General features: G+C 37.1%; 20 protein-coding genes and 1 pseudogene. 10 read left to right on the top strand and 11 right to left on the bottom strand.

Annotation, left to right across the window (positions count from 1 at the left end):
- Window positions 1-5: 5 nt before the first annotated feature.
- Entirely contained in the window at window positions 6-2525 is a 2520-nt protein-coding gene (locus tag SAGCYANO_RS03775) for an HD family phosphohydrolase (protein ID WP_202218860.1), read from the top strand.
- Between the two features lie 637 nt (window positions 2526-3162).
- On the opposite strand, the gene SAGCYANO_RS03770 is transcribed toward SAGCYANO_RS03775, so the two are convergent.
- Entirely contained in the window at window positions 3163-3372 is a 210-nt protein-coding gene (locus tag SAGCYANO_RS03770) for a hypothetical protein (RefSeq protein WP_202218859.1), read from the bottom strand.
- Window positions 3373-3380: 8 nt separating this feature from the next.
- On the opposite strand from SAGCYANO_RS03770, the gene SAGCYANO_RS03765 reads away from it, so the two are divergent.
- A complete protein-coding gene (locus SAGCYANO_RS03765) occupies window positions 3381-3959 on the top strand; it encodes a hypothetical protein (RefSeq protein ID WP_202218858.1) in 579 nt (192 codons plus the stop codon).
- Entirely contained in the window at window positions 3956-4153 is a 198-nt protein-coding gene (locus SAGCYANO_RS03760) for a hypothetical protein (RefSeq protein WP_202218857.1), read from the top strand. Before SAGCYANO_RS03765 ends, SAGCYANO_RS03760 begins: the two co-directional genes overlap by 4 nt.
- 199 nt (window positions 4154-4352) lie before the next feature.
- Here the strand turns inward: SAGCYANO_RS03760 and radC are convergent, their stop codons facing one another.
- On the bottom strand, window positions 4353-5084 hold the full coding sequence (gene radC, locus SAGCYANO_RS03755) for a DNA repair protein RadC (protein ID WP_202218856.1): 732 nt from the start codon (window positions 5082-5084) through the stop codon (window positions 4353-4355).
- Window positions 5085-6077: 993 nt separating this feature from the next.
- Window positions 6078-6584 (bottom strand): DUF6653 family protein, encoded by a 507-nt coding sequence (locus SAGCYANO_RS03750; protein ID WP_202218855.1) that lies wholly within the window; start codon window positions 6582-6584, stop codon window positions 6078-6080.
- A 597-nt stretch (window positions 6585-7181) separates the two neighbouring features.
- Here SAGCYANO_RS03750 and SAGCYANO_RS03745 point away from each other — a divergent pair.
- The 3 genes and pseudogenes from SAGCYANO_RS03745 to SAGCYANO_RS03740 all read left to right on the top strand — a co-directional run bounded on the left by SAGCYANO_RS03745 (window position 7182) and on the right by SAGCYANO_RS03740 (window position 11569).
- Window positions 7182-7508, top strand: coding sequence for a hypothetical protein (locus tag SAGCYANO_RS03745; protein WP_202218854.1), 327 nt, complete (start codon window positions 7182-7184; stop codon window positions 7506-7508).
- A gap of 1502 nt (window positions 7509-9010) precedes the next feature.
- A pseudogene (locus SAGCYANO_RS47285) lies at window positions 9011-9961 on the top strand (leucine-rich repeat domain-containing protein); the annotation flags it as partial.
- Between the two features lie 3 nt (window positions 9962-9964).
- Window positions 9965-11569 carry a COR domain-containing protein gene (locus SAGCYANO_RS03740; RefSeq protein WP_255502457.1) on the top strand — a complete coding sequence of 535 codons (1605 nt, stop codon included), beginning with the start codon at window positions 9965-9967 and terminating at the stop codon, window positions 11567-11569.
- A gap of 141 nt (window positions 11570-11710) precedes the next feature.
- Here SAGCYANO_RS03740 and SAGCYANO_RS03735 read toward each other — a convergent pair whose 3' ends face one another.
- From SAGCYANO_RS03735 to mutS, 3 genes are all read right to left on the bottom strand, one after another.
- Window positions 11711-12361 (bottom strand): Uma2 family endonuclease, encoded by a 651-nt coding sequence (locus SAGCYANO_RS03735; protein ID WP_202218853.1) that lies wholly within the window; start codon window positions 12359-12361, stop codon window positions 11711-11713.
- A 56-nt stretch (window positions 12362-12417) separates the two neighbouring features.
- Window positions 12418-12654, bottom strand: coding sequence for a hypothetical protein (locus tag SAGCYANO_RS03730; protein ID WP_237395719.1), 237 nt, complete (start codon window positions 12652-12654; stop codon window positions 12418-12420).
- Between the two features lie 382 nt (window positions 12655-13036).
- Window positions 13037-15742: a DNA mismatch repair protein MutS gene (mutS, locus tag SAGCYANO_RS03725; RefSeq protein ID WP_202218851.1), complete on the bottom strand. Its 2706-nt coding sequence runs from the start codon at window positions 15740-15742 to the stop codon at window positions 13037-13039.
- Window positions 15743-16478: 736 nt separating this feature from the next.
- Between mutS and SAGCYANO_RS03720 the strand changes: the two genes are divergently transcribed.
- A complete protein-coding gene (locus SAGCYANO_RS03720) occupies window positions 16479-17354 on the top strand; it encodes a class I SAM-dependent methyltransferase (protein WP_237395718.1) in 876 nt (291 codons plus the stop codon).
- Between the two features lie 328 nt (window positions 17355-17682).
- Here the strand turns inward: SAGCYANO_RS03720 and SAGCYANO_RS03715 are convergent, their stop codons facing one another.
- The 3 genes from SAGCYANO_RS03715 to SAGCYANO_RS03705 form a co-directional block, all read right to left on the bottom strand.
- The gene (locus SAGCYANO_RS03715) at window positions 17683-17886 is read right to left on the bottom strand and encodes a phycobilisome linker polypeptide (RefSeq protein ID WP_202218849.1); all 204 of its coding nucleotides are present in this window, start codon (window positions 17884-17886) and stop codon (window positions 17683-17685) included.
- A gap of 375 nt (window positions 17887-18261) precedes the next feature.
- Window positions 18262-18747 (bottom strand): allophycocyanin subunit beta, encoded by a 486-nt coding sequence (gene apcB / locus SAGCYANO_RS03710; RefSeq protein ID WP_202218848.1) that lies wholly within the window; start codon window positions 18745-18747, stop codon window positions 18262-18264.
- Between the two features lie 170 nt (window positions 18748-18917).
- On the bottom strand, window positions 18918-19403 hold the full coding sequence (locus SAGCYANO_RS03705) for an allophycocyanin (protein WP_202218847.1): 486 nt from the start codon (window positions 19401-19403) through the stop codon (window positions 18918-18920).
- Between the two features lie 1225 nt (window positions 19404-20628).
- Here SAGCYANO_RS03705 and SAGCYANO_RS03700 point away from each other — a divergent pair.
- From SAGCYANO_RS03700 to SAGCYANO_RS03690, 3 genes are all read left to right on the top strand, one after another.
- Window positions 20629-20805, top strand: coding sequence for a hypothetical protein (locus SAGCYANO_RS03700; protein ID WP_202218846.1), 177 nt, complete (start codon window positions 20629-20631; stop codon window positions 20803-20805).
- A 469-nt stretch (window positions 20806-21274) separates the two neighbouring features.
- Window positions 21275-21418, top strand: coding sequence for a hypothetical protein (locus SAGCYANO_RS03695; protein WP_202218845.1), 144 nt, complete (start codon window positions 21275-21277; stop codon window positions 21416-21418).
- A gap of 264 nt (window positions 21419-21682) precedes the next feature.
- Window positions 21683-21862 carry a hypothetical protein gene (locus SAGCYANO_RS03690; RefSeq protein WP_202218844.1) on the top strand — a complete coding sequence of 60 codons (180 nt, stop codon included), beginning with the start codon at window positions 21683-21685 and terminating at the stop codon, window positions 21860-21862.
- Window positions 21863-22439: 577 nt separating this feature from the next.
- On the opposite strand, the gene SAGCYANO_RS03685 is transcribed toward SAGCYANO_RS03690, so the two are convergent.
- A complete protein-coding gene (locus SAGCYANO_RS03685) occupies window positions 22440-23135 on the bottom strand; it encodes a hypothetical protein (RefSeq protein ID WP_202218843.1) in 696 nt (231 codons plus the stop codon).
- On the bottom strand, window positions 23113-26484 hold the full coding sequence (locus SAGCYANO_RS03680; RefSeq protein WP_237395717.1) for a pentapeptide repeat-containing protein: 3372 nt from the start codon (window positions 26482-26484) through the stop codon (window positions 23113-23115). Before SAGCYANO_RS03680 ends, SAGCYANO_RS03685 begins: the two co-directional genes overlap by 23 nt.
- Between the last annotated feature and the right edge of the window lie 45 nt (window positions 26485-26529).

Genomic DNA, 26529 nt, shown 5'->3' with positions numbered 1-26529 from the left:
GAAATATGCATCTGACAGATTTAATTGGGAAATTATTGAAGCCTCAGAAAAAACAACAACTACCGAGTTGGTCAACTCTGGCAACTTCACCAATTTTAGTGGTGCTGACAATAGCATCTCTAACAGCTACTATAGGTCAACGTTACTACAGTCAGCCAAAGTTAGATGAGGGAACTGTTGCTCCTCAAACTATCCTGGCTCCGGAAAGTGCTACAGTTCCCGACAATAAAGTTACTGAAGAGCAGCGCAAGTCAGCTAGACTTGGTGATATCACTGTGTTGATGATTAATGAGTCAGTGAATCAAAAGGTTGATAAAGAATTAGCTGAAATACTGGCACTGGGTAATCAAATCAGAGAGATAGTTGTTAATTTCCCATTTGTGAATACAGGTATATTATCAACAGCTACTCAGCAACACCTGCGACAAATTTCCCAAGAAAAGTGGCTGGGTATTCAACAAATAGTAGAGGAAGAGTTAAAAGAAAGACCTCCTGGACCTCAACCAGGAATAACTGCTGATTCTATGTTAACTAAAGAGTCAATAGACTCTATAGAATTTGTCAGTAACAATAATAATTTGATAGACAATAATCAATTATTAAGTAAGGCATTAATCCTAGCAGAGTATCAAGAAAATAGTCAAAATTCTATAGTTATTAGTAGTAAAGATCGACAAGCAATTTCAGAGTTATTAACTTATCGCAAAAGAAGTTTTTTTCAAAACTATGAGAGAGTTTTGTATGAGGTATCACAAGCTCGTGATTTATACAAAGACGCAACAGAAGCTCTGGCTAAACAGCAAGAAATTGAGGGTTATGAGGTATACGATTCTACTTTACTAGAACTGTCTGAAACTGATTGGCAAAAAACTCAATTAGGTATTAAAAATGTAAAAGAGCGAATGCTGGCTCAAGGAATATCGCCAAATTTACCCAAACAGGAATGGGTGAAAGCATTGAAGGTTCAAGTAACTGGTGTAGTTCCTCTGGCGGCGGAGGATTTAGCAATTAATGTTTTGAAGGCTGCTTTGGAGGCTAATTTATCTCTAGATCCAGAAGGAACTAAGCAATCAGTGGAACTGGCAGCACAAGATATTGAAACAGTAACATACAAGGTCAGAAAGGATGAAGTCATTGTTAGGAAGGGGAAAAATATTAGCCGTAAGGCATTTGTGTTACTAGATCATTTTGGCTTAAGTCGCCGTACAGTGAATTGGCATGGTTTGGTGGTTTTTGTGGGGATTGTCAGTGGAGCTGTAGGTATAGTAGTTATAGTAGAAAGGCAATTTAAACCTTGTTTTAGGCGCAGAGATAATATACTTTTGTTGCTTTTGAGTTTGAGCGCACCATTGCTGATTAGCTTGAGAGTGCCATTGAGCAGTTTACCAGCTATTGGATTATTGGTAGGAACTTTCTATGGTTCAACTATGGGAGTAACAGTGGTGGGATTAATTTCTGTGATACTGCCTATTGGGATGGATGTTGATAAAATAGATTGGTTTGCTAGTGCTGCTGGTGGTATTGTTGGTAGTGTAATAGCGGAAAAGATGCGATCGCGTGAAGAACAAGCATTGTTAGGTTTTGGGGTAGGATTAACTCAAGGTACTGTTTATTTGTTGACAAATTTGATTGTTCGTGCAACACCAGGATTACTATGGTATGCGATCGCAGGTCCGGTGGGTTTGCAAACGGTAGCTGGTTTGGTTTGGAGTATTGTTGCTTTGGGTTTGAGTCCATATTTGGAGCATTTGTTTGATTTGATTACTCCAATTCGTTTGTCTGAATTGGCTAATCCTAACCGCCCTCTGTTGAAGCGTTTGGCATCGGAAGCACCTGGTACTTTTCAGCATACTCTGTTTGTGGCAAGTTTGGCAGAAGCGGCAGCACGGGCAATTGGTTGTAATGTGGAATTGGTGAGAACGGGTACTTTGTATCACGATATTGGTAAAATGCACGATCCATTGGGATTTATTGAAAATCAAATGGGTGGGCCGAACAAACATGATGAAATTAAAGACCCGTGGGTGAGTGTGGAAATTATCAGAAAGCACGTTACTGAAGGATTGGTAATGGCTCGTAGACACCGATTACCAAAGGCTATTACGGCGTTTATTCCTGAACATCAGGGTACAATGTTGATTGCTTATTTTTATTATCAAGCTAAACAAAGAGCTGAGAAGGGAGCAAAGGTAGTTAAGGAAGAGATGTTTCGCTATGCAGGACCAATTCCACAATCACGAGAAACTGCTATTGTGATGTTGGCAGATTCTTGTGAGGCAGCTTTGCGATCGCTTAAAGATGCGACTCATAAGGATGCTTTACAGATGGTGAAGAAAATTATGCGGGCACGGTGGCAGGATAATCAATTGGTTGATTCTGGTTTGACGAGGGCAGAAATGTCAACTGTTGCTGAAATTTTTGTACAGGTATGGGAACAGTACAATCACAAACGTATTGCTTATCCGAAAGCGGCAATGAATCCAAATCAAGTAAAAACTGTCAAGTCAGTTGTTAGGTCTAATTAGGGTAGGAGACAGGATACAGGAGACAGGAGTTAGGAGAATATTGAAGTAATTAGGGTTTGCTGAAAAAGTCTTTTAGTAGGGGGTAGGAGACAGGAGACAACCCACCCCTAACCCCTCCCAGGAGGGGAGAAATGGGAACTTAGAGGAGGTAGGAGTAAGAATTGTCCCTTGATTTTTCTGCCCAACTATGCGCCTAAAATACGCTCCTTTTTGAGGGTTTTAGGCTGAAAACTAGGCACTTTTTTCGACCCCAAAAGGCTAAAACCTTTATCTGTAAATACTTTTATATTTAATCAGCAAGCCCTAATTATAGAATTATCAACATATACTATTACTATTGGACTTTGGGCAAATAAAAAAGTTAGCGTAATATTTACACTAATAATCTTAATTAAGGTTTAAAGAGCGAATTATACCAAATTGATAAATGTTTGCTACAAATAGTTAGGGTGTTTATTCTAATTTAGAATTTAGAATTTAGAATGCAGAATGGATATATTTAATACCATTTTTGATGTTGTAAATCACATTTTTGTCAAAAAACTTTATTTGAAAGTCTTTTTATAGTGCTTATTATTCGTAACATTCTTTTTAAAAATGGTATTAAATCTGGAATTATCTTCGTTTATGACATTATTTATCCCATTTGAAAATCATAGGATGGGTCTGGTTCAATTTCTCCACCGAAACAGATATCTAAATAACTTTCTTGAAGGGAATGAACAACCCTTTCCAACTCATTAATAATATTTCTTCGAGTCATTTTTTCCACTGCATTAATATGAGCTTCACTTCCGGCTTTTCCTAAATATTTATATTTAGTTTTTTTGTGAGAATCAGTAGCCATTGGAAAAATTGGCTCCGCAGATTGTAATTTATAATAGAAGTAATCGAGTCTTTTACCGTCAATTTATCAGGGAAAAAAATCAGGAAATCACCTCGGAACACCCCCGTTGCTACGGAGATAAATTTGACCTCAAAGATCAGAATATTTGGCATGAACCAACTCTTTGTAGTCAATCCATGTTTACTACTAAAAAAGGTCGTCAAATGACAGTGACAATTTCGGGTTGGAACCAGATGTTAATGAGGGGAACTAAAAACCATAAAATGAACCGTTATCCTTTTACTTTAGTGCGAATTACTGTCACAGATGAAATTGGTAATCAGATTTGGAAACCAATGTGGCTAATTGTGATTGGTTCTCGTCGTGAAGAGTTAAGCCTCATTGATTGCTATGAATCTTATCGACAACGTTATGACATGGAACATCTGTTCCGATTTGGTAAACAAAGATTGTTAATGACAGCTTATTCAACTCCAGATGTCAAACATGAAGAAAATTGGTTCAAATTAACACTTATTGCTTATGTTAATTTATGGGTAGCAAGGAATAATCGTGTTTTTTTTCCCATCATTGGGAACAGTATTTGAAGAGTAACAAATCAGTTAAAATTACTCCCAGTTTAGTTCAAAGAGACTTTTATAGAATAATTTCGACTTTGGGTACAATGGCTACATCTCCCAAACGTCGAGGTTATTCTACCGGACGGATTAAAGGATATAAAATAACACCACGAACTCGTCATCAAGTTATCACAAAAGGGAATAAAAATTCTCGAAAATAACTAAAAGTTGGCATCCCCGTCGGTGACTGCCCTCCATTGTTTCTATTTTTCAGTGATTAAATTCACTAGAAATAGAGGGATATTGCCTGGTTTAGTTAGGGTAATATTTACGCTAACTAAACCAGGTTTTTGTCCAAAGTCCAAATTACTATATAACCGGATTCTATATGAATTCTAAATTCTGAATTCTAAATTTAGATCAATCTCCTTGAGGATATTCTTCCCACAAATTAGTTGTCTGACGCAAACTGGAATGTTCTCCATTACCCATAATGATATGGTCGAGTAGGGGAATAGCTAAAAATTGCGCTCCTGCTAAGAGTTGCCTGGTTAAGTTGATATCTTCGGGGCTTGGTTCTACATTTCCAGAAGGATGATTGTGAGAAATAATAACTCTGGTTGCACCTTGGCGAATCACTTCTCGAAAAATTTCCCGGGGATGAGCTAATGTTTCTGTTGCGGTACCGATAGTAATTACTTGAGTTCCGAGTAAGCGGTTATTTACATCTAAGAGTAAAACGGCAAATTTTTCTTGGGTTTGCCACATTAAATCTTGACTTAAAGCATCTGCAGCAGCTTGGGGACTTTCAATAAGAGCTAATTCTGGAGGGCGAGATTGAAATACTCTTTTTCCTAATTCAATGGCAGCCAAAATAGTTGTTGCTTTTGCTGTACCAATACCATGAATTTGAGTTAATTCTTGAACTGTAATATTACGGAGAATTGAGAGGGGGTCACGTTGATGTTGACTTAATTGATTTAATATGTATTGTCCGAGACCTACAGCAGAAAGTTTCCCTTTTCCTTGACCTGTACCTAAGAGAATAGCAATTAATTCTGCGGTGGAAAGACTTTTCGGACCAGAGGCAATTAATCTTTCTCGTGGTCGTTCATTGCTTGGTAAGTCTGCAATTCTGAGACTGTAGGTCATTTCAGTTATCAGTTATCAGTTATCAGTTATCAGTTATTAGCTATTAGTTAGGCTCTTGAGAGAGAAGCTACCCTTAGAAAGATGAGCTAGGCTATCAGTATATCCTCCAATAGGGAGGTTTTGAAGATAGAGATTTTTCTTTTTTATCCTCTTCAAAGGGAAGTCTTAAGACCTGACTTTTTTGTTAAAAAATTAAGGTCGATAATTTCTAAACATAATATAAGTTATACCATGTTCGGTTAAATACTTAATAAATAACTTAGCTAGAACTCAGAATTTCCGTTTGTCATGCTCCGTAAACAGGAGGGAAGAAAGGAGAAAAGTCAAGATAATTTCAGTATTTATTCGGTTGTAAGTATGTTTTAGGACATCATACTTTGGTGCTAGAAATGTCAATCTAAAAATATTTTTTTTACCTATTTAAGCTGACCGTATTTTATTGAGCAGGGGAGTAGGAGAGTAGGGGAGTGTGGGAGAATTCATTAATGGATAATGGATAATGGATAATGGATAATGGATAATGGATAATGGATAATTACCTCTGGTTAAAACTGTTACGGAATTGAATATAAGGAAATATTATTTCTTCTCTTGGTCGATTGGATATGGCGAGGAGACCTCGCCATCCCACCCTACGGGAAGCTACGCTAACGACCGCTTTTTCCCCTTAAAAGGGTCGGCTTAAAGGCGCGAATTATTTAATTATTAATTATTAATTATTCGGTACAAATAAGAATAATTAACATTAAATTTAGCTACTAATTAGCAAAAAAGTTATTCGAGCTATGTTAATTACTTAATAACTGAAGTTGCCCCCAAGTATAGCGTTACTTTTGGGAATTGGTATTACTTAAAGGATAAATTACTCTTAATAGTTTAAGACAAAGAGAAAGCTGATTTAAAATTAGAGGAAGTTGGTAATTCCGGAGGGTTAAGTTAGCAATATCGTCAATTTAACTCTAGATTTTTCTGCATATAATTTTCAGTTTATTACTAATACAACCAACTCTGATATTCTGAATTAGCATCTTTCATTTCTTCGTATAACCAAACCATGCGATCGAGAAACCACATTTTACCTAAAAGTACCAGAGTAATTCCTAATAAAGTCGGCCAGATATTCAACTGAATTAATCCCCAAATACAAAATGGTAAACCTACAAAAGAAATTAAATTAATATTCTTAATTACGGGTTGATGATGTTTGGGAATTTCTATTTTTTGACGGTTTAACCAAACTCTTTCTCCGAAGACTGCTTTTGAGAACCAATTATTTGTTGAGGTTGGTTTGGGAAAAATTCGGGGATTTATCCAAGTCCATATAATGGCAATAATAATGGGAATTAGACACCACCAATTAATCCAAGTTCGGCTCCAAAGAGAAATAATAATTAAAGGTAATATAGGGAACCGAGTTAAGACACTCCAGGGATGAGCATGACGTGACCAAACTTCGTCTGTCATTTGAAAGAAATTAGCAATTTTTTGTTCAGTTGTCATAATATTTTTTTGTGTTGAAGGAAGTTATAAGTTGAAATTTTAACAGCTAATATTAAAGCTGGTAGTTTGGTTATCAAAAGTGGTTTTGGTAAGTAACTGATGATTTTGGCAGTTTCTTTTCTGACAGTTTGAAAAATAAATTAAGCAATATTTTGAGATTTTATATCAAAAGTTTTGCTACATATCTTTGGTTATTGGAAGGTAGGGATTTTGTATGCAAGGTTTGTACGAAGTGCTGAATCTTGAAGGCGACTGCTATACCTGCTTCCTCTCTCTGTTGCGGATATCGCAATAGCTATTTCATTTTGTGAAGCGCATAACTTGAGAGTGTGTGATGTGGAAAAATATCTACTTCCCCTCTCTGTTGCGGATATCGCAATAGCTATTTCATTTTGTGAAGCGCATAACTTGAGAGTGTGTGATGTGGAAAAATATCTACTTCCTCTCTGGTCTTGCGGATATGGCAATAGCTATTTCATTTTGTGAAGCGCATAACTTGAGAGTGTGTGATGGGGAAAAATATCTACTCCCCCCTTTCTGTTGCGGATATGGCAATAGCTATTTCATTTTGTGAAGCGCATAACTTGAGAGTGTGTGATGGGGAAAAATATCTACTTCCCCCTTTCTGTTGCGGATGTGGCAATAGCTATTTCATTTTGTGAAGCGCATAACTTGAGAGTGTGTGATGGGGAAAATATCTACTTCCCCTCTGGTCTTGCGGATGTGGCAATAGTCATTTCATTTTGTGAAGCGCATAACTTGAGAGTGTGTGATGGGAAAAATATCTACTCCCCCCTTTCTGTTGCGGATATGGCAATAGCTATTTCATTTTGTGAAGCGCATAACTTGAGAGTGTGTGATGAGGAAAAATATCTACTTCCTCTCTGGTCTTGCGGATGTGGCAATAGTCATTTCATTTTGTGAAGCGCATAACTTGAGAGTGTGTGATGAGGAAAAATATCTACTTCCTCTCTGGTCTTGCGGATGTGGCAATAGTCATTTCATTTTGTGAAGCGTATAACTTGAGAGTGTGTGATGAGGAAAAATATCTACTTCCTCTCTGGTCTTGCGGATGTGGCAATAGTCATTTCATTTTGTGAAGCGCATAACTTGAGAGTGTGTGATGGGAAAAATATCTACTCCCCCCTTTCTGTTGCGGATATGGCAATAGCTATTTCATTTTGTGAAGCGCATAACTTGAGAGTGTGTGATGGGGAAAATATCTACTCCCCCCTTTCTGTTGCGTATGTCGCAATAGCTATATCATTTTGTGAAGCGCATAACTTGAGAGTGTGTGGTGGGGAAAATATCTACCTCCCCTCTTTGTTGCGGATGTCGCAATAGCTATTTCATTTTGTGAAGCGCATAACTTGAGAGTGTGTGATGGGGAAAATATCTACTCCCCCCTTTCTGTTGCGTATGTCGCAATAGCTATATCATTTTGTGAAGCGCATAACTTGAGAGTGTGTGGTGGGGAAAATATCTACCTCCCCTCTTTGTTGCGGATGTCGCAATAGCTATTTCATTTTGTGAAGCGCATAACTTGAGAGTGTGTGATGGGGAAAATATCTACTCCCCCCTTTCTGTTGCGTATGTCGCAATAGCTATATCATTTTGTGAAGCGCATAACTTGAGAGTGTGTGGTGGGGAAAATATCTACCTCCCCTCTTTGTTGCGGATGTCGCAATAGCTATATCATTTTGTGAAGCGCATAACTTGAGAGTGTGTGATGGGGAAAATATCTACTCCCCCCTTTCTGTTGCGTATGTCGCAATAGCTATATCATTTTGTGAAGCGCATAACTTGAGAGTGTGTGGTGGGGAAAATATCTACCTCCCCTCTTTGTTGCGGATGTCGCAATAGCTATTTCATTTTGTGAAGCGCATAACTTGAGAGTGTGTGATGGGGAAAAATATCTACTTCCCCCTTTCTGTTGCGGATATCGCAATAGCTATATCATTTTGTGAAGCTTCAAGGATTTGAGGTGTGTGAAAATGAGGCGATGATAACTACAACGTCTTAGTTTTTCTTCTGTTGTAGATTTTGTGGTGGTGAAAAATCAGCCACTGAAAACTACAAGGTCTTAGTTTTTTAATTTATTCACTATTATATGATTTTTACTAGAATGGTATTCTGGCACACTACTGAAATACTAAGAAAATTTCTAGCTAAAGGATAGGGTGGTTATCTATCAAAATTTTTTGTAGGTTGGGTTGAAGTAAGAAAGTTCTGATGTTTATGGAAAATCAATGTTTGTATTTGTAGGTATTACAGTGATTGTAAAAATTATTTTATTGAGCTATGACTTCTACTGAAACAAATAAGCAGAATCGGATACCACAACATTTTCAAGAAAAAATACAAGCAGTTAAATATAAAAACTTAAGGAGTTAAATTTAAGTGATCATTGGAATAGCAATGAAAAATTAACTGAAATTCCTACTGAGATTTGGGAGTTAGAGCAGCTAAAAGAATTAAATTTCAGAAATCATCAATTAACAAGCATCCCAGAATCAATCTCTAAACTCACTAATTTAACTAGGCTTGATTTAAGTGGTAATCAATTAACAAGTATCCCAGAATCAATCTCTAAACTCACCAATTTAACTAGGCTTGATTTAAGTGGTAATCAATTAACAAATATTCCAGATTCATTCTCTAAACTCACCAATTTAACTGCACTTTATTTAAGTAGTAATCAATTAATAAGTATCCCAGAATCAATCTCTAAACTCACCAATTTGACTGAGTTTGATTTAAGTCATAATCGATTAACGAATATTCCAGAATCTATCAGTAAACTTACTGGTTTAACTATACTTGATTTAAGTCGTAATCGATTAAAAAATATCCCATCAATAAGTAAACTCACCAATTTAACTTGCCTTGGTTTAAGAGGTAATACTCTGGAAACTCCACCAATAGAAATTGCTCAAAAAGGGATAGAACCAATTAGAAAGTATTTCCGACAAATAGAAGAAGAAGGAAAAGATTATATTTATGAGGCTAAATTACTAATTATTGGAGAAGGCGGTGCGGGTAAAACTACTCTAGCTAATAAAATTCAAAACCAAAACTATCAACTACAAGATGAAGATACAACCAAAGGAATTGAAGTTCATCAGTGGAATTTTCAGACAGCAAATAAACATGAATTTCAGATGAATATTTGGGATTTTGGCGGACAAGAAATTTATCATGGTACTCACCAATTTTTTCTGACCAAGCGCTCCCTATATATTCTTGTAGCTGATACTCGTAAAGAAGATACAGACTTTTATTTTTGGCTGAATATAGCAGAATTGTTGAGCGATAATAGCCCTTTATTAATTATCAAAAATGAGAAACAAGAACGTAAACGGGAAATTAATCAAAGAGCATTGCAAGGTCAATTTTCTAATATCAAAGAAATTTTAGCTACTAATCTAGCTACTAACAGAGGATTAGAAGAAATTAGAACAGATATCCAACATTACATCAGTAATTTACCTCATATTGGCAATGCCCTTCCTAAGACTTGGAAAAAAGTCCGTAAAGCATTAGAAACAGATGGTCGTAACTATATTAGTTTGGCAAAATATTTATCTATTTGCGAAAAGAATGGCTTTAAGAAACGAGAGGATAAATTACAATTAAGTGGCTATTTACATGACTTAGGAGTTTTTCTTCATTTCCAAGATGACCCGTTGTTAAATAAAACAGTTATTCTCAAACCAGAATGGGGAACAGCTGCAGTTTATAAAGTTTTAGATAATCGGCAAGTTTATGATAATTTTGGCAAATTTACCAAGGATGATTTAACCAAGATTTGGCATGAATATAAATATGTAGATATGCACGATGAACTACTGCAATTAATGATTAAATTTAAACTCTGCTATAAAATTCCTGGTACTTCTCAAGCCTATATTGCACCTCAACTTTTAACAGAAGCTCAACCAGAATATGACTGGGATGAAAGTAATAATTTGATTTTACGTTACACTTACGAATTTATGCCCAAGGGAATAATTACTCAGTTTATTGTAGTGATGCACAAAGATATTGAGAAGCAAAAATATGTTTGGAAAAGCGGAGTTATTCTCAAGAAAAATCGAGCCAGAGCAGAAGTAATTGAATATTACGGTAAGAGAGAAATAAAAATTAGGATCTATGGGCAGCAAAAACGGGATTTAATGACTATTGTGACTCACGAGTTAGATAAAATTCATAGTTCCTACAATGATCGACTCAAATATAATAAATTAATTCCTTGTAATTGTACGACTTGTCATAATAATCAGAATCCTTACTTCTACAACTTTAAGGAATTAAAAGAACGAATTAGTCATGGCAAATACACTGCTGAATGTGGTAAACCTCCCTATCATACAGTTGAGGTATTAAGTTTAATTGGTGATGTAATAGAAATAGAACGGAGTAGTAGTTTTTTACAGCCTGAAAATTCTACAAACTACACAATAAATAATTATACTGACTCAGTAATCAATATTAATGATAATGATGTTATTGGCAATCAAACTATAGCTGAAAAATTTGTCAATGACCAAAGCAGGAAAATTGAAAATAAAAATGGAAATGTTGTGGGAAATGTATTAGGTGATGAGGGTAATATCAGAAATAAAGTAACAGGAAATTCTCCTCAGCCAAAAGTATCTCCTCAGCGAAAAAGAAAAGTAACAACAAATTCTCCTCAACCAAAAATATCCTCTCAGCGAAAAAGAAAAGTAACAGCAAATTCTTCTCAACCAAAAATATCCTCTCAGCGAAAAATCGAGAAACCCAAAAAATTTGGATTTTTAGATTTCTTGACTTGGATGCAGAATGGGCAAATTATTTATTACTTAAGTTCTGCTATTATTGGCATTCTTTTGCTGATTATTTATCCTAAGTTATATCCATCTGGATTACCAAAATGGGTAAAGCAAATTCAAGATATTATTCCAGTTCCACAACAAGAAAATGAATCTAATACTTCAAAATAAATTTGATTGGAAAGGGTCGGAATGTAGGTTGGGTAGAACGAAGTGAAACCCAACAAAACTTTGATTTTTGTGGGACTTCTGTGGTTGGGTTTATCCTAACTGATAAGCTTCGCTAACGTTCCTCAACCCAACCTACGTTTATTACGAAAGCTTTCTTTCTACTTCTCCCTTCTTCCTTCTTTCTTTAAAATCCCAAATAGCATCAAAAGGATCGTCCCAATCTAAATAACTAACCAATAAATCTAAATCAAGATTTAGTAATAACTGACTATTGTTTTTCTGCAAATATTCAAAATTTTCTAGACAAAAAACCTGTAACTTTCCATTTTGCCAAAACCACACTTCAGAAACACCTAAACCTTGATAAATTTCTAAAGTTTGAATTCCTCCGCTAGTAATAACAACCTCAATTGCTAGGTCGGGAATCTTTTTTTTACTACCAATGCAATAACATTGGTCTGGCTCAATTCCTTTTAATTTCTCTTGAGATTTCAAGGTTGTAGAACCCAAGGGATAAAAACGAATCCCTGTTTCTAAACAATAATTTTCTACCAACATCCCCAACATTTTCTTGTAAATTTCATGGCGACTGCTAGGAGACATAATTTGTAAAGTTCCTCGATGATAAATAACCTTGAAATAAGGTGAATTTCCCAAATAATCTAATAAATTTTCATAAATATTCCAGCTTATATCAGTAGAAATTAATAAGCGATCGCTATCAAGATTGTCACAATTTAAGTATTCGATAAGTTTCACAAAAGATTGGGTATTAGCTGATGAAACTACCATGAAATAAACCTCTCATAACTTCATTTTGCTGATATAATAACGTTTGATTTGAGATATTATTTTATTCTATCTTTTTCCTGAAGCATTTCTAATTTAACTTTCTTGATTAGGTCGAGTATCTTTTCCTGAGAATCATACCCTTTTGCTTTTGCTATTTCCCGCATAATTTCAAATTCATCTGGCTCATTTTTGGCAATAAGAATAATGTCTACTTCGCCATTATCAAATTCTGGAGAAACAGTAATTTTTACTTCTCCATTTTTCATGGTTCCTGTTGTTTTTATAATTCTCATTTCATACCTCGTATCTATGACTTAATAATTGAAGTTTTACCTAAGTAAAGCATCCTTTTTTCAAAACTTCAGAAACACCTAAGCATTGATAAATTTCTAAAGCCAAGCCAAGGATTTCAATCCTTGGCTAATAGCTTAATATCATGTTCGGATAATTACTTATAATAAAGTTTTTGTTTGTAGTAGGGCTTTAGCCCTTACAATGCTTAGTATTAGGACTAAAGTCCAACTACAAGCCTAATTATAACTGTTCTACCGAACATAATATAAGTCATCTAAAGATAACTCTGTTTATAGCAAATACTTTTCACAGTCTAAATTTTTGCCATCTAAAATACTCTACAAACTATGCTGATAACTGATAACTGTTAACTGATAACTGTCACAGCAAACTATCTCCAAACTCTTCACTAAAAATATCTAACTGCTCCACAGTTATTACTTCTTCTTCCTCTTTTTTCTTAATACCTTTCCGCAAACCAATAGCTATCTTACTATGCTTTTCTATCTCCCCCATTACCTGTCTAGCACGTTGAATTACCGAATCTGGTAAACCTGCCAACCTTCCCGCTTCAATACCATAAGATTTATCCGCTCCACCAGGTTGTACTTGATGCAAAAATACAATTTTATCCGGCAACTCCTTCACCGTTACCTGATAATTTGCCACATTATCCAAAATAGAAGAAAGTTCATTTAATTCGTGATAGTGAGTAGCAAAAATTGTCCGAGACAAAATTTCCGTTGCCAAATATTCTGCCACAGACCAAGCAATCGAAATTCCGTCAAAAGTTGCCGTTCCCCTACCAATTTCATCCAGCAAAACTAAAGACTTTTCCGTAGCATGATTCAAAATATTTGCCGTCTCATTCATCTCCACCATAAAAGTTGATTGACCAGTTGCTAAATCATCCACAGCTCCAACACGAGTAAATATCCGATCGCTCACTCCCAAAACAGCAGAACTTGCCGGAACAAAACTACCAGTTTGTGCCATTAATTGAATCAATCCTACCTGCCGTAAATAACAACTTTTCCCACTAGCATTGGGACCAGTTAAAATAATTAAATCTGGTGCAGGATAAGGAGTAATTCCCGAATTATTTTCCTCTACATTTTTACTACCTAATATCGAAGTATTCGGCACAAAAAAACCAGCAGGCAAATACTTTTCCACCACCGGATGCCGACCCTCAATAATTTTCAATTCCCGACTATCAGTCATAGTAGGACGAACATAATTTTGATAAATTGCTACTTCTGCTAAACCACACAAAACATCAATAGCTGCCACCGCGCGAGAAACATTTCTAATCTCCTCTGCGTGTTCCCCCACCTCAGTTCTCAGACCAACAAAAATATCATATTCCAACTCATTCAAATCATCTTGTGCCGTCAAAATTCTCACTTCTCTTTCCTTTAATTCCTCAGTAATATAACGCTCCTCATTAGTCAAAGTCTGCTTCCGAGTATAATCATCCGGAGCCAAATCTGCCTTTGACTTAGAAATACTAATGTAATAACCAAAAGCCTTATTATAACCAACCTTTAAATTAGAAATTCCCGTCCTTTCTCTCTCCGTAACTTCCAAATTAGCAATCCATTGTTGGTCTTCTTCAGCTAACCTCCGCATCTCATCTAATTGTTGATTTATACCAGGAGAAATTAACCCACCTTCTTTTAACTTTTGAGGAGGAGATTCTACTAAATGAGAATGAATTTTTTCTCCCAATTCTTGTAAGATTGGTGGAATTTTTTGCAAGACTTTTAAATAGGGAGAATTACCTGCCAATGCTAATGCCGAAAGTTCAGGAAGTTTCGTTAAAGAATCAGCTAAAAAAACTAAATCTCTAGCATTTGCAGTACCAGCACCAGTACGCCCAGTTAGACGATCTAAATCATAAATTTGACGCAATACTCTTTGAATATCTTGACGCAAATCGTTATTACTTATAAGTTCATCAATAGTGTCATGTCTAGCACGAATACCCTTCAGACTCAAAAGTGGTTGTTGCAACCATCGTCGTAAAGCACGACCACCCATTGCAGTGCTAGTTTTGTCGATCGCCGACAACAGCGACCCTTGATAACTTCCATCTCGCACCGTTTGAGTAATTTCCAAATTCCGGCGAGTCTGGTGGTCGATAATCAAAAAATCTGCCAAAGTATAGCTCCGCAGACGTTGTAGCGGAACTTGATTTTCCTTTTGAGTTTCTTCGAGATATTCCAGCAACCCACCCGCAGCACGCACCCCCAGTGGAATACGTTCGCAACCGATACCCTCTAGGGATGTCAGTTGAAATTTTGCCAATAGTCGCTCTTTTGCCTCCCCTAAAGTAAAAGGTTGTTGCGGACGTAGAGAATAACAGAAAGAATTCGGCAGACATTCTGGAAGATGGTCTGATTTTTCTCCCGGTCGCAACATAAAACCAATATCCGGCGCATTTGTAGGAAATAGCACTTCCGACGGTTGCAAACGCATCAATTCTTGAGTGAGTTGGTCTAAACCTTGGGTCTGGGTGGTAAGAAACTCTCCGGTAGAAATATCAGTGTAAGCAAGACCCCAATGATTTTTGGCAATGACAACAGCAGCTAAATAATTATTGTAGCGAGGTTTGAGCATTCCGTCATCGGTGAGAGTCCCAGGAGTAAGAATACGAGTAATTTCACGCTTGACTTGACGGTTTTCTTTTTTCGCAATAGCAGAATCTTCTACTTGATCGCAAACAACTACAGCGTAACCCTTTTCTACCAACATAGCAGCATATTTTTCCACCGCATGATGGGGTACACCAGTCATCGGTACTCTACCAATTTCCTTACCAGCGTGCTTAGTAGTTTGTACTAATTCTAATTCTTGAGCGATCGTCACAGCATCCTGAAAAAAACATTCAAAAAAATCACCTACTCGAAATAGTAAAAGAGCATGAGAATATTGTAATTTTACTTCCACATAACGCTGCATCATTTCTGATAGTTTGCTAATGTCAATTTGACTGTAATCAGTATTAGGAGGAAGAGAATTTTCTGCTTGATTTTGTTTTGCCTTTGGAGATTTTTGAGCAGATGTAGATGCGGAATATTTCATAGATATTTAGATAGATAATTTTATTGATTTAATATTATAGCGACCTACCTGTACCAACACAGATACCTGTATTTTTGAAAGAATTAATTTTTCTTCTAAGGCTTTGATAAATAATGATAAAAATTTTATAAAATTTTCAAGTAATTGATACTGCTCCCAATTTTAATTGTTTAGCAGACATTATCAGGACTTACGCAGAGACTCTACTTATGGCTAGGGCGTTTTGCTCCGCAACATATAAAGCGGAGCTTTGCGGAGCGCAAATACCATTCGCCCCTACAGATGGTGGTTTAAAAGTCAATTTGCGTAAGTCCTAATTATATTGTTTATTAGCATAAAATCCGATAAAAAGCAACCTGTATAATATAAATTGAGTGAATGTACTGCTTCATTTATTATGTATTAAATGTAAGCATTTCCTGTGGAATGCTGTACAAACAGCTATTAGCACTCAGCTTTTAGCTGTTTCATAAATAATGAATATGCATTCTCTCTCGTCAAGGTCAGTTTTTTTCTAATACTTTTAATTAGCTATCAGCTTTTTGAACTTGGGTTAAAATTCCCTGCTTCTATAATCAGGATTGTTTAGGAGGGCTTTAAATTCCCTTCTTTAGAAAAATAATCTTGCTGACTGCTGACTACTAACCGCTTTTTTAATTATCCTGAAATCTATCAATGTTAATTTATGCTCAAAAAGCAATAAATTCATAGCTGATAGCTGATAGCTGAGTGCTGAATGCTTACTATTAAATTACAAAGTTTAATTATGAATAACCAAGTAAAATTAGACCGATATAAACAGGAATTAGCTAAAATTTATAGTCAGAGAAGCCAAAATTATGATGAAAGTAAATGGCATTCTCAGATTACCCATCGTCTGGTTGAATTTGCACAAATTCAACCGGGAGATAAAGTTTTAGATATTGCTACTGGAACAGGTCATGTTGCTATTGAAGTAGCTCAATTAATAGGCGATGATGGTCGGGTTGTGGGGATAGATATTTCTAGTGGAATGCTCGAACAAGCCAGAAAAAAAGTTGCACAATTGAACCTGAAAAATATAGAATTTCAGTTGGCAGATGGGGAAAATATCGACTTTCCAGCTAACAGTTTTGACCTAATTTTCTGTGCTAATGCTTTTCCCTTAATGGCAGATAAAGCAGCTACTTTACGTCTTTGGTCTACATTTCTCAAACCTGGAGGTTATATAGGTCTTCATAGTATAGCTGAAACTGGTTTTACGGGGATAGTTGTTTTGGAAAAAGTATTAGAAAATCATGGGATAAATCTTGATGTTTTTCATTTATCAAATACCGTAAATACTATTGAAAAATACCAGGATTTATTGACACAAGCAGACTTAGAAATAATTTCTGTTGAAATGGAAAATCATGGGAGTTATCTGAGTTTAGAAGATACGAAAAAAAGGTGGAATTTAGTTTATTATCCTTCCCCAGGAAATATTCCTAATCCACTTACACAACTTTCCTCCGAGGAAATAGAACAAATGAAAGCCGAATTTGAAGAAGAATTAGAACAGTTAATTACACCAGAAGGAATTTGGAATAATGGTACTACTTTTTTGGTATTAGGTCGCAAACCAGTGGACTGACACAGCTAAAATATGAGGAGTAAGGAAGTAGGGGAGTAGGGGAGTAGGGGAGTAAGGGAGTAGGGGAGTAGGGGAGTAGGGGAGTAGGGGAGATTGAAGTAATTATAGAATTATCAACATATATTATATAACCGGATTTTATATCACAGAGGGACTGGGTCAGTAGGTAGAAAGGAGTTTTTCGGTGACTTTAGAGTCAGAAATAGGTATAATTTCCACTATTGTTTTGGCTGAAAATTACTTTCCATAAACCCAGTTTTGGATAAAAAGTACAAACAAAAAAAGAGGTCAAAAGACCTCTCTTTAACTACCATTTCTCAAAAGTAATTTAAAGTAGCCCAGTATTTGTTCCTTGTTTACCAGTAGCTAACTTGACTTGAACAATTTTACCACCCATTTTCATAATTCTTTGCTGCTCCTGGAACCAGCTATCATAAGGAACAAGCTTGGTAAAGTAAGTATTTTGTAGTTCTCGTTGAGTACGAATACGAGTTTGGCTTGGAACACAAGCAGTAATCTGAAACATTCTCATAATACAAATTTCTCCTAATACTTAGTGAAGATTTTCTTAAATCTTTTTGTAAAACACTTAAGGTAAACAGTCAAATACTTATCTAAACTATCATTTAATTTTGAGATTATCTAACACTCATAGATTGACGATCCCATACTTAAATCTAACATCAGCATTTCTAAGCAATGCGATCGCCTCAAATCTCAAACCTAAAAAATCCTAAGGCAGGGAACCTATAGAATCAATGCTAGCTTACCAAAACAAATTATTTATTAAATAATCAGCCTTTGGTAATCTAACACTCATACTAGGCTTCCCTAGCCTTATAGTACAAAATCAGTTAAATCAAAAAGGTAAATCTACCTTTTTTGGACTTTTTTACTGATTGCCAAATTAGCTCAACCCAGAGCAAATGTAGTCGAAGTAAACGCCCATTTCCTTTCCAGCATCAGGACCGACTAAACCAGCAGTAACTTCCTTCATAGCTTGAATAGCTTGTACAGTAGCACCGATGGGAACACCCAAAGAATTGTAAGTTTCTTTTAAACCATTTAATACGCGCTCATCCAAAATAGAAGGATCGCCAGCTAGCATAGCGTAGGTAGCGTAACGCAGATAATAATCCAAGTCACGAATGCAAGCAGCATAACGACGAGTGGTGTACATATTACCACCAGGACGAGTAATATCAGAATAAAGTAGAGACTTAGCTACAGCTTCTTTAACAATAGTTGCAGCATTAGCGCTGATACTAGTTGCAGCCCGAACCCGTAGTTCACCTGTGGCAAAGTAGTTAGTGAGCTTCTCTAGAGCAGTTCCATCAAGGTATTTACCTTGAATGTCAGAAGAATTAATAACAGAGGTAATTGCGTCTTGCATTATTGATTGATTTCCTTAAATGTGCTGAATCTTCAAAATTATTAGATAGGCGAAGGCCAGGATTTTAGATATTCGATAGTAGACTTCAACTTGATATTTGAGGAAATTCCAAATTATTGAAATCTTCCCTTCTCATCAATTTTCATCTAACCTCTAAAAAATATTTAGCCTTAACTCATAGCACCAATAACATAGTCAAAGTAACCACCAGCTTCGCTAGCATCATCACCTGAGAGAAGGGAAGTAGCAACATTCTTCATGCAGCGAACACCTTCAGCAACAGCTTCGATGGGAGTGCCCAAAGACTTATACATTTCAGTAACACCTACAAGTCCGATCTCTTCAATAGGAGTAACGTCTCCAGCAACAATACCGTAGCTGATCAAACGCAAATAATAATCTAGATCGCGCAAGCAAGTAGCAGTCATTTCTTCACCGTAGGCATTGCCACCAGGAGAAACAACATCAGGACGCTTCTGGAAAAGCTGATTTCCAGCTTCCTTAATAATACGCTCACGAGATTCACTCATAATTTGAGCGATCCGAACGCGACGCTCGCCAGAGATAACAAAAGTCTTGATTCGGTCTAATTCGCCGGGACTCAGATAACGAGCCTCAGCATCTGCATTAACGATTGATTTGGTAATTATACTCATGCTTTATTCCAACAGAGTTAAGGTAAAAGGTTGCTTCAAAATTGGTTAGCTAGTAAGAAGGACAAAATACCTTCTGACATAACTACCTTCAGCAAGTATTTTGAGGCATTTTGTTCACTTTCTCATTATTCTCTTAATATTTTGTAATATTCAGGGGGTTTTTGGACCTAAAATGCCCTTAAAGCTTGACAAGTGACAATATATTTAAAGTTTTTGTCAGAATCTACCTTTTTTGATTTAAGATTCTAGGCAAAGGCCATTCCGTTTCACGGAAGTCAAAAGTCAAAAGTCAAAAGTCAAAAGTCAAAAGTCAAAAGTAAGATTTTATAGAAGCCATTTGGTATCTTTGCAAAGGTAGGGTTTTTTGGCCAAGAAGTATGGTGTACAGCGATTTTCATTTCAGTCAACCACAGTAGGGGCAAATGCCATTTGCTAGCGCAAAGCTCCGCTAACGTCCCTACATATGGCGCTTTCAAGGTGAAGCATGGGTAAGTCCTGATTCAATATTTCAAGCCTCTGACTTTCCTAGGTCAAGAGGTACTGAAGGGCGCAGTTCCTCCGGAGGAGGCTAACTGATAACTGAATAACTGATAACTGAAATGACCCCTGTACGTCGCCCTACCTAAAGCTCCCCTACCTGACTCCTAAAAGAGTTAACCAATCTATAACTGTTTAAACAGTAGTTCAAGGTCTAATATCATGTCCGGATAAGAGCGCTCTGGAAAAAACTTATCATGAGTGCTTCAACAGTAAATCTTTCTATTTTCCCTACTCCCCTACTCCCCTACTTCCCTACTCCCCTACTATCTTAATTATAAGTATTCAACCGGACATGATATAAATTCTTTCCTACTCCCTTTTCTACTTCATCTACCTCTAGTCAATCAAACAATTCTCCTCACTCACCTTTACTACCCCTATTCCTTTATTTTGTATTTCCCACATTATTGTTAAGTATTTTAAAGGGAAACAATATTAAATTTTTGAGGAAGCGGATCTCATGTTAGAGGAAATTAAAACAAACTAAGTATTTTGCAAACACTTTCTCCGACTAATATGTGAAATTTTTCTGGAAAAATTTATTTTTAGTGTTGAATATATGATTCAAGAGGATTAAATTGATGTAATTAAAATCATCCTGATTTCTATCTAGAGATTGAGAATAAGCGGATATAGACTATTATCAATCTTTAAAGTTATGAACAAACATATCGTCTCAATCCTTTTGGTCAATTTTGCGTTAGTAGGAATCAGTATTATTCCAGAAGTAACCAGTAATTTTACTAATCTAAAGTTAGATAAATTACAATATGAAGGCAATATTCAATCCGAGCTTATTGCTAATAGAGAGCCGTTTAAACCAGGAGATAGTCGTACAGATACAAGAAGCGAAGAGAAATAGAAATACAGCAAATTAGGTCATGAAAAATATTTGAGTAACTGAGGGCGATCGCGCATTAATTATTCAGTAAGTAGGTAGAATTAAATATCAAAGAGTTGTGAATAATAACAGAGATTCTATGATTTTTCTTAACTCACCTAAAATCTATGTTATTGGTGTAATATTTATTTGTATTTACTTACTGAAACTTACTGCCACTACGCGGAAGTTAAAAGTCAAAATTTAAAAGTAAAAAGTATTGATTGGTAAGGCTTTTAGGATTTTGTAACTGCTTCGTTATTTCTGCCATCCTGCACTACTCTCTACTCCCTCTTTTCTCAAAATAATTGGGTCTAAAATCCTGCCTTTTAAGGCGAAATATTTTTGGAGAGTTGCTCAAAATACCTGTTACAAAAATAACTTCTGACTTCTGACTTCTGACTTCTGACTTCGTTAAGGAGATGTCTATTGAGAATTTTGCTTGCAGTTTTTGGTTATATACCGCAGTTTGACGATCGCTACAGTCAATACTATACCAATAATGCTGGCACTCAAACTGAATATAATTGAAATTCCTGGTGCTAACCAGGGTTCGGGGACTGAAAATTTAGAGAGCAAGTTGCCTACTGGATGACTGCTGACTCTGTTAGTATCGGTTATATAAGGAAAGTGACCATAAATGGAAGCAACGCTGGCACCGGCACCTAATCCCACACCGATAATGGCGACTAAATCTTGAAAGTGGCGATCGCTCTCTGCTTGTTCTATTTCTGTGATGCCACGAATGGAGTTTATTAGGTCTTCTAATAGTTTTCAATTGGGGCTGAGATTGGCATAGTCTTTTTGCATTTGCAGCAGATATTTTTCGGTTATTTATTGAGGGAATTTTTCGAGAAATTTGAGGTCTGTTGTGACTCCGGGGGTGGTTATTAAACGAGCTAATATTGATGAAATATCTTCTCCATTTATTGTTAGTTTGGAAAGTTGGGAAATTGGAGTGGGAATGTTTTCAGGTAAGAGATTTTCGACGGCTTTTGATATAGCTTTTTCTCTGATTCTATCTAAGCGTCTTTGGTAGTTTATCAGATTAATTTCTATGGTGCGGATTTGACTGTCGAAATAGCCTAAGTTAATTGAATATAGCAGTTTTCAACGGGCGTGAGGTACATCAATAGATCCCCCTAAATCCCCCTTAAAAAGGGGGACTTCCAGTTCCTCCCTTCTCAAGGGGGGTTAGGGGGGATCGAAAGAACTGTACCTCACTAGCTTAGGAAATGCTATAGTTAGATAATGTAGTTTGAGATTTTACTAATATTTTCTGTAGTAGTTTGAGATTTAAACTAGGGTTTTGATAGTTCTGGATTTCTTGGATATATTGTTGAATTTCTATGGCAGATTTTTTGAGTAATTCTTTCAGATAGCGACTCTGAGCATAAGCCCAGAAAATTTTGTGCAGGTAACAAAGTAAACGGAGCCAATCAAAGTTAAATTATGCTGCTTTTGTGGCTGTTTGTTCGTTGGGATAGAGAGAAATTATGAGATGATTATTTTTCTGGATTTCTTCAATAGTTGGTGGTGAGGAAAAATCTATATTTTCTGACCAAAAAATAAGGTCTCAAGCCTCCCCTTTTAAGGGGATGAAAAAAAATTTAGATTCAGTATTTCAAGCCTCTGGGTTTAGCCAGAGGTACTGTTAACTGATAACTGTTAACTGATACTGATAACTGATAACTGATAACTGATAACTGAAATGACATGGTAATGCCGTATTGTCGTAATTCAAAGATTGTTCCTCCTAACAGTTTTCCTTGACCTTGTAAATCTTCTTTCCAGTGGTAGCCAAGATTTAATGTTTCGCAGCATTGTTTGGCGATTTGTTCTGGGTTTTTGTTATTAGCTAATTCCGCTAATACTAACCAAGTTTGTCCGAGATTACCTGTTTGAATTTTGCCCGATGAATCTTTGAGTTTGGCTTCGATTTGGTTTTTTAGTTGGGCGATGCTGTTGGTGGGATGACGAGTTTTATTGTTAGGAAAAGAAGCGGCTATTAGAAGTCCATAAGTATCATTTAGTCGGACAGGATAATAATAGCCTTCGTCGGGAATATCGTCGCGAAAATACTCGATTCTTTGTGTCAAAAGTTCGAGGTATTCGGTTTCTATTACGCCGTCGAGATTAAATAGGGAATCGCGCAGATGTTCGGGTAATTTGGAGGCAAATATTTTGCGATTTTTTTCTAAGTTTTCTTTGCTTTCTCCTAAACCTTCTCGGCGGTCGTAAAAAAATAGAAATAGCTTGGGAGAGAGAGTTTCTAGTACTCCAGTTGCTTCATGTAGGTATCCCGAAAGCACGAGGCCATACTGTGTTGTTATTCCATTTTATATTGCTGAGGTCGGCATCACTGAGATTAGCACTACTGAGGTCGGCATCACTGAGGTTGGCACTACTGAGGTTGGCACTTCTAAGGTCGGCATCTCTGAGGTCGGCACTACTGAGGTTGGCACTACTGAGGTCGGCACTACTGAGGTTGGCATTTCTGAGGTTGGCACGACTGAGGTCAGCACGACTGAGGTTGGCACGACTGAGGTTGGCATTTCTGAGGTTGGCACTACTGAGGTCAGCACGACTGAGGTCAGCACGACTGAGGTTGGCACTACTGAGGTTGGCATTTCTGAGGTCAGCACTACTGAGGTTGGCATTTCTGAGGTTGGCACTACTGAGGTTGGCATTTCTGAGGTCAGCACGACTGAGGTTGGCATTTCTGAGGTCAGCACGACTGAGGTCAGCACGACTGAGGTTGGCATTTCTGAGGTTGGCACTACTGAGGTCAGCACTACTGAGGTCAGCACGACTGAGGTCAGCACTACTGAGGTCGGCACTACTGAGGTCGGCACTACTGAGGTCGGCACTACTGAGGTCGGCACTACTGAGGTCGGCACTACTGAGGTCGGCACTACTGAGGAACTTACCTACTATTTCCACAAAAGCAGCAATTCCAAGACATTGGCTATAACCAATAATCCTTAATAATCTTGTTTTCTCAAAATCTTCACTATCAGGTTGACCGCAAGGATAAAAATGCAACTGCTCCTGCAACTCCTCCTGAAACTGCCCATAACGATGCAACTCAAACAACAAAATCATCACATTCAACCCTGTATAAATATTCGCCCGACGTTGCCCAGACTCAATACCCCACTGCTGCAACTGCCTCGCCTTTTTCTGAGGTAAAGTTTCCTCCGTCGCCTCAATAAACTCCCCTTCACTCCAGTCTACATAAAACCCATGCAACCGCTCAAACAACACTACTAACTCAACCTCACTTTTCACCAACAACGCCATCAAATATTCCACAACTTCCGCCGTCAAATTACCATAACCAAACAGATCGTAAACCTGCCATTCCAACTCCTTATCAGACACCACATAAGTCTTACGTCGCCTCCCAGTTTTCAGCGTCAAATCTTCCAGACTTTCTGCCATCCGTTTTGCACAGAGAAACTCACCAAAACTCTTGTGGAAAAACTCCACTGAATTTTCCGCCTCCGCTGCCGACTTCAAATAAAAAGCAGCCAAAGCATTTTTCAGCCCATCCTCTTGTTTATCTTGCCTAGCTTTTTCAATTAACGCCTGCAACTCCTTATATCCCTGTTCCACCAGTCGGTCTTCAATCATTTTTATAGCAGCATATTCCCCACCAGACTGCACCACACACAACCCCGCTTCTGCCAACAAAATTTCCAAATCTTCTGACTCCAACTTCGTAATTTTAGGATTAAGATTTTGACCATTTTCTACTCGCTGTTTTTCCAGCACCCATTCCAACGCCTGATCATAAATCAAAACTTTCGCCCCACCAACATCAGAAGTAGCAAACATCTCCCTCTGTAACTGCTTATCCCGGTGCATTGCAGCAAGCAAATACAACAAAAGTGGCTCCCGCGCCAACACCTTAACCTGCACCGGACATTGTTCGCTGTGCAAAAATTCTCGAAACTTTTCTGCTTCCTCCTCCCCTAAAATCATCTGCCACTTTTGAAACCACCCTTGCTGAATATCATTACCCATAGGCAAAATACTCACCCGCTCTAAATTAGGAGGCATCAACCTTTCAATACCATAAAGTGCCAAAGGTCTACCTGTAATCAATACCCGATGACCGCGCTCCTTATTTTCTGCTGCCTGTTTCTGAAACTGCGCCACCTGGTCTAAAAACACCTTCAACTCATTACTCGCTCCCCGCTCCAACAACAACTCATCAAACCCATCCAGCAAAAATAGAAACCGAGTATTGCGGTCTGTCAACCAACCGCTATTAGTCTTGACAAAATCCCAACCCACAGCATCAGCTAGAGTCTCATCAATATTAGCTGCAAAATTTCTGATATCCCGCAACCGAATCAAAATAGGCGTATAAATAGGATGTAATTCCTGTCGCACCCAGTCAGCAAACATCCGGCAAAATACACTTTTTCCTCTTCCCGGTCCCGCTTGAATAAATAACACTTGTTTGTCTTTGTTTTCATCCAACAAAATTGTTTTTGCCCACTCCTCAATATTCTGAGATGTTGCTCTTTCTTCAAGCTTCCCATCAGAGTTAACAGATTTGACTTCTAGTGGTACATAAATTTGCCTAAAAGTGAAATTTTCGTCAAATACTTTTTCCTGTGGTTTAGTAGCGATCGCCTCCTCCAAATAATTATCAATACTGGTATAAGCTTCCAAATTTTGCTGCCAACTATCCCCATAAAATCCGGCTAATTTTTGAGCATCATTTTTCACCTGTACCACTATTTCCTTAATATAGCGATGGGTACTGCGAGAAATTCTTTCAGTAACAATTTTGGCAGTATTTTTATCCAAACCAGACTCTTTTAGACTTGCAAATAAAATCTCATCAATTTTTTTTCTCAAAGGTGAATCATAAAAACAAATCAAAGTATCCTTAGCATCTCGGTCATTAAAATTAATTTCTTCATCCAACTTATTAATCTGTTTTTGTACCGCTTCCGAAGCTTCAGTTTCTGTCAACCTATCTTGAATTTCTGGATGTTCTATAAAAAATTGTCTAATACTTTCTAAATAAGCTACCTGAGCTATCAACTCCACCGAATCTTCTAAGGTGGGTTCCTGACGAGTTTGTTCAACAATATAAGAAATAATTCCAGTTGCAATAGACAAAAAAGGTAAACCCACCTCGACAACTTTTTTCAAAGGCGAGTTAAGCACATCGAGTACCGAATTGATATTGTCGATAATAGGTTTGAGTTCCCCCACATTTTTACCTTTTTGGAGGGTCTCCATCAGTTCAAAAACTGCCTTGCTTGCCTCTATACCACTGCCAGTAACGGAAAGATTACTAGCGATCGCACCAGCTTCAGATAAACGTTTTAGGTATTCTTCATCTCTATCGGGAAGAGAAACATTATTATCTTTTAACAGATCGTTCAAATCTCTGCGAATAGCTGTCTTTTTATTAGCGATAGTTGATTTAGCTTTACCCAGCTCTTTTGCTATTTCGTCATCTGAGGTGCTTCGCAGCATCAGACGCAAAATAGTCATATAATCGCCAGTTACTTTGACTCCTCTCAAGCGCAATTTTTCTTCAAGCGTGAGCCAAATCAAATCAATGTTGGCCAAGTTAAACTCAATGTCTGTATCGAGAACTCTCCAGATATTCCGAAGTAAACGTCCTGACATATCTAAAATAAGTAATAAAATAGTAAAATAAAGTTAATATTGTTT

The sequence above is a fragment of the Okeania sp. KiyG1 genome, from assembly GCF_014132355.1.
In the GTDB taxonomy this organism is placed as follows: domain Bacteria; phylum Cyanobacteriota; class Cyanobacteriia; order Cyanobacteriales; family Microcoleaceae; genus Okeania.
Note: the sequence above shows the minus strand (reverse complement) of the source record. Positions and strands in the feature narration are given on the sequence as shown.

Coding starts and splice junctions, on each gene's coding strand:
- SAGCYANO_RS03775 (WP_202218860.1), top strand. CDS start 6: ATGCATCTGACAGATTTAATTGGGAAATTATTGAAGCCTCAGAAAAAA.
- SAGCYANO_RS03770 (WP_202218859.1), bottom strand. CDS start 3,372: ATGGCTACTGATTCTCACAAAAAAACTAAATATAAATATTTAGGAAAA.
- radC (WP_202218856.1), bottom strand. CDS start 5,084: ATGACCTACAGTCTCAGAATTGCAGACTTACCAAGCAATGAACGACCA.
- SAGCYANO_RS03750 (WP_202218855.1), bottom strand. CDS start 6,584: ATGACAACTGAACAAAAAATTGCTAATTTCTTTCAAATGACAGACGAA.
- SAGCYANO_RS03745 (WP_202218854.1), top strand. CDS start 7,182: ATGGGGAAAAATATCTACTTCCCCCTTTCTGTTGCGGATGTGGCAATA.
- SAGCYANO_RS03735 (WP_202218853.1), bottom strand. CDS start 12,361: ATGGTAGTTTCATCAGCTAATACCCAATCTTTTGTGAAACTTATCGAA.
- SAGCYANO_RS03730 (WP_237395719.1), bottom strand. CDS start 12,654: ATGAGAATTATAAAAACAACAGGAACCATGAAAAATGGAGAAGTAAAA.
- mutS (WP_202218851.1), bottom strand. CDS start 15,742: ATGAAATATTCCGCATCTACATCTGCTCAAAAATCTCCAAAGGCAAAA.
- SAGCYANO_RS03720 (WP_237395718.1), top strand. CDS start 16,479: ATGCTTACTATTAAATTACAAAGTTTAATTATGAATAACCAAGTAAAA.
- SAGCYANO_RS03715 (WP_202218849.1), bottom strand. CDS start 17,886: ATGAGAATGTTTCAGATTACTGCTTGTGTTCCAAGCCAAACTCGTATT.
- apcB (WP_202218848.1), bottom strand. CDS start 18,747: ATGCAAGACGCAATTACCTCTGTTATTAATTCTTCTGACATTCAAGGT.
- SAGCYANO_RS03705 (WP_202218847.1), bottom strand. CDS start 19,403: ATGAGTATAATTACCAAATCAATCGTTAATGCAGATGCTGAGGCTCGT.
- SAGCYANO_RS03680 (WP_237395717.1), bottom strand. CDS start 26,484: ATGTCAGGACGTTTACTTCGGAATATCTGGAGAGTTCTCGATACAGAC.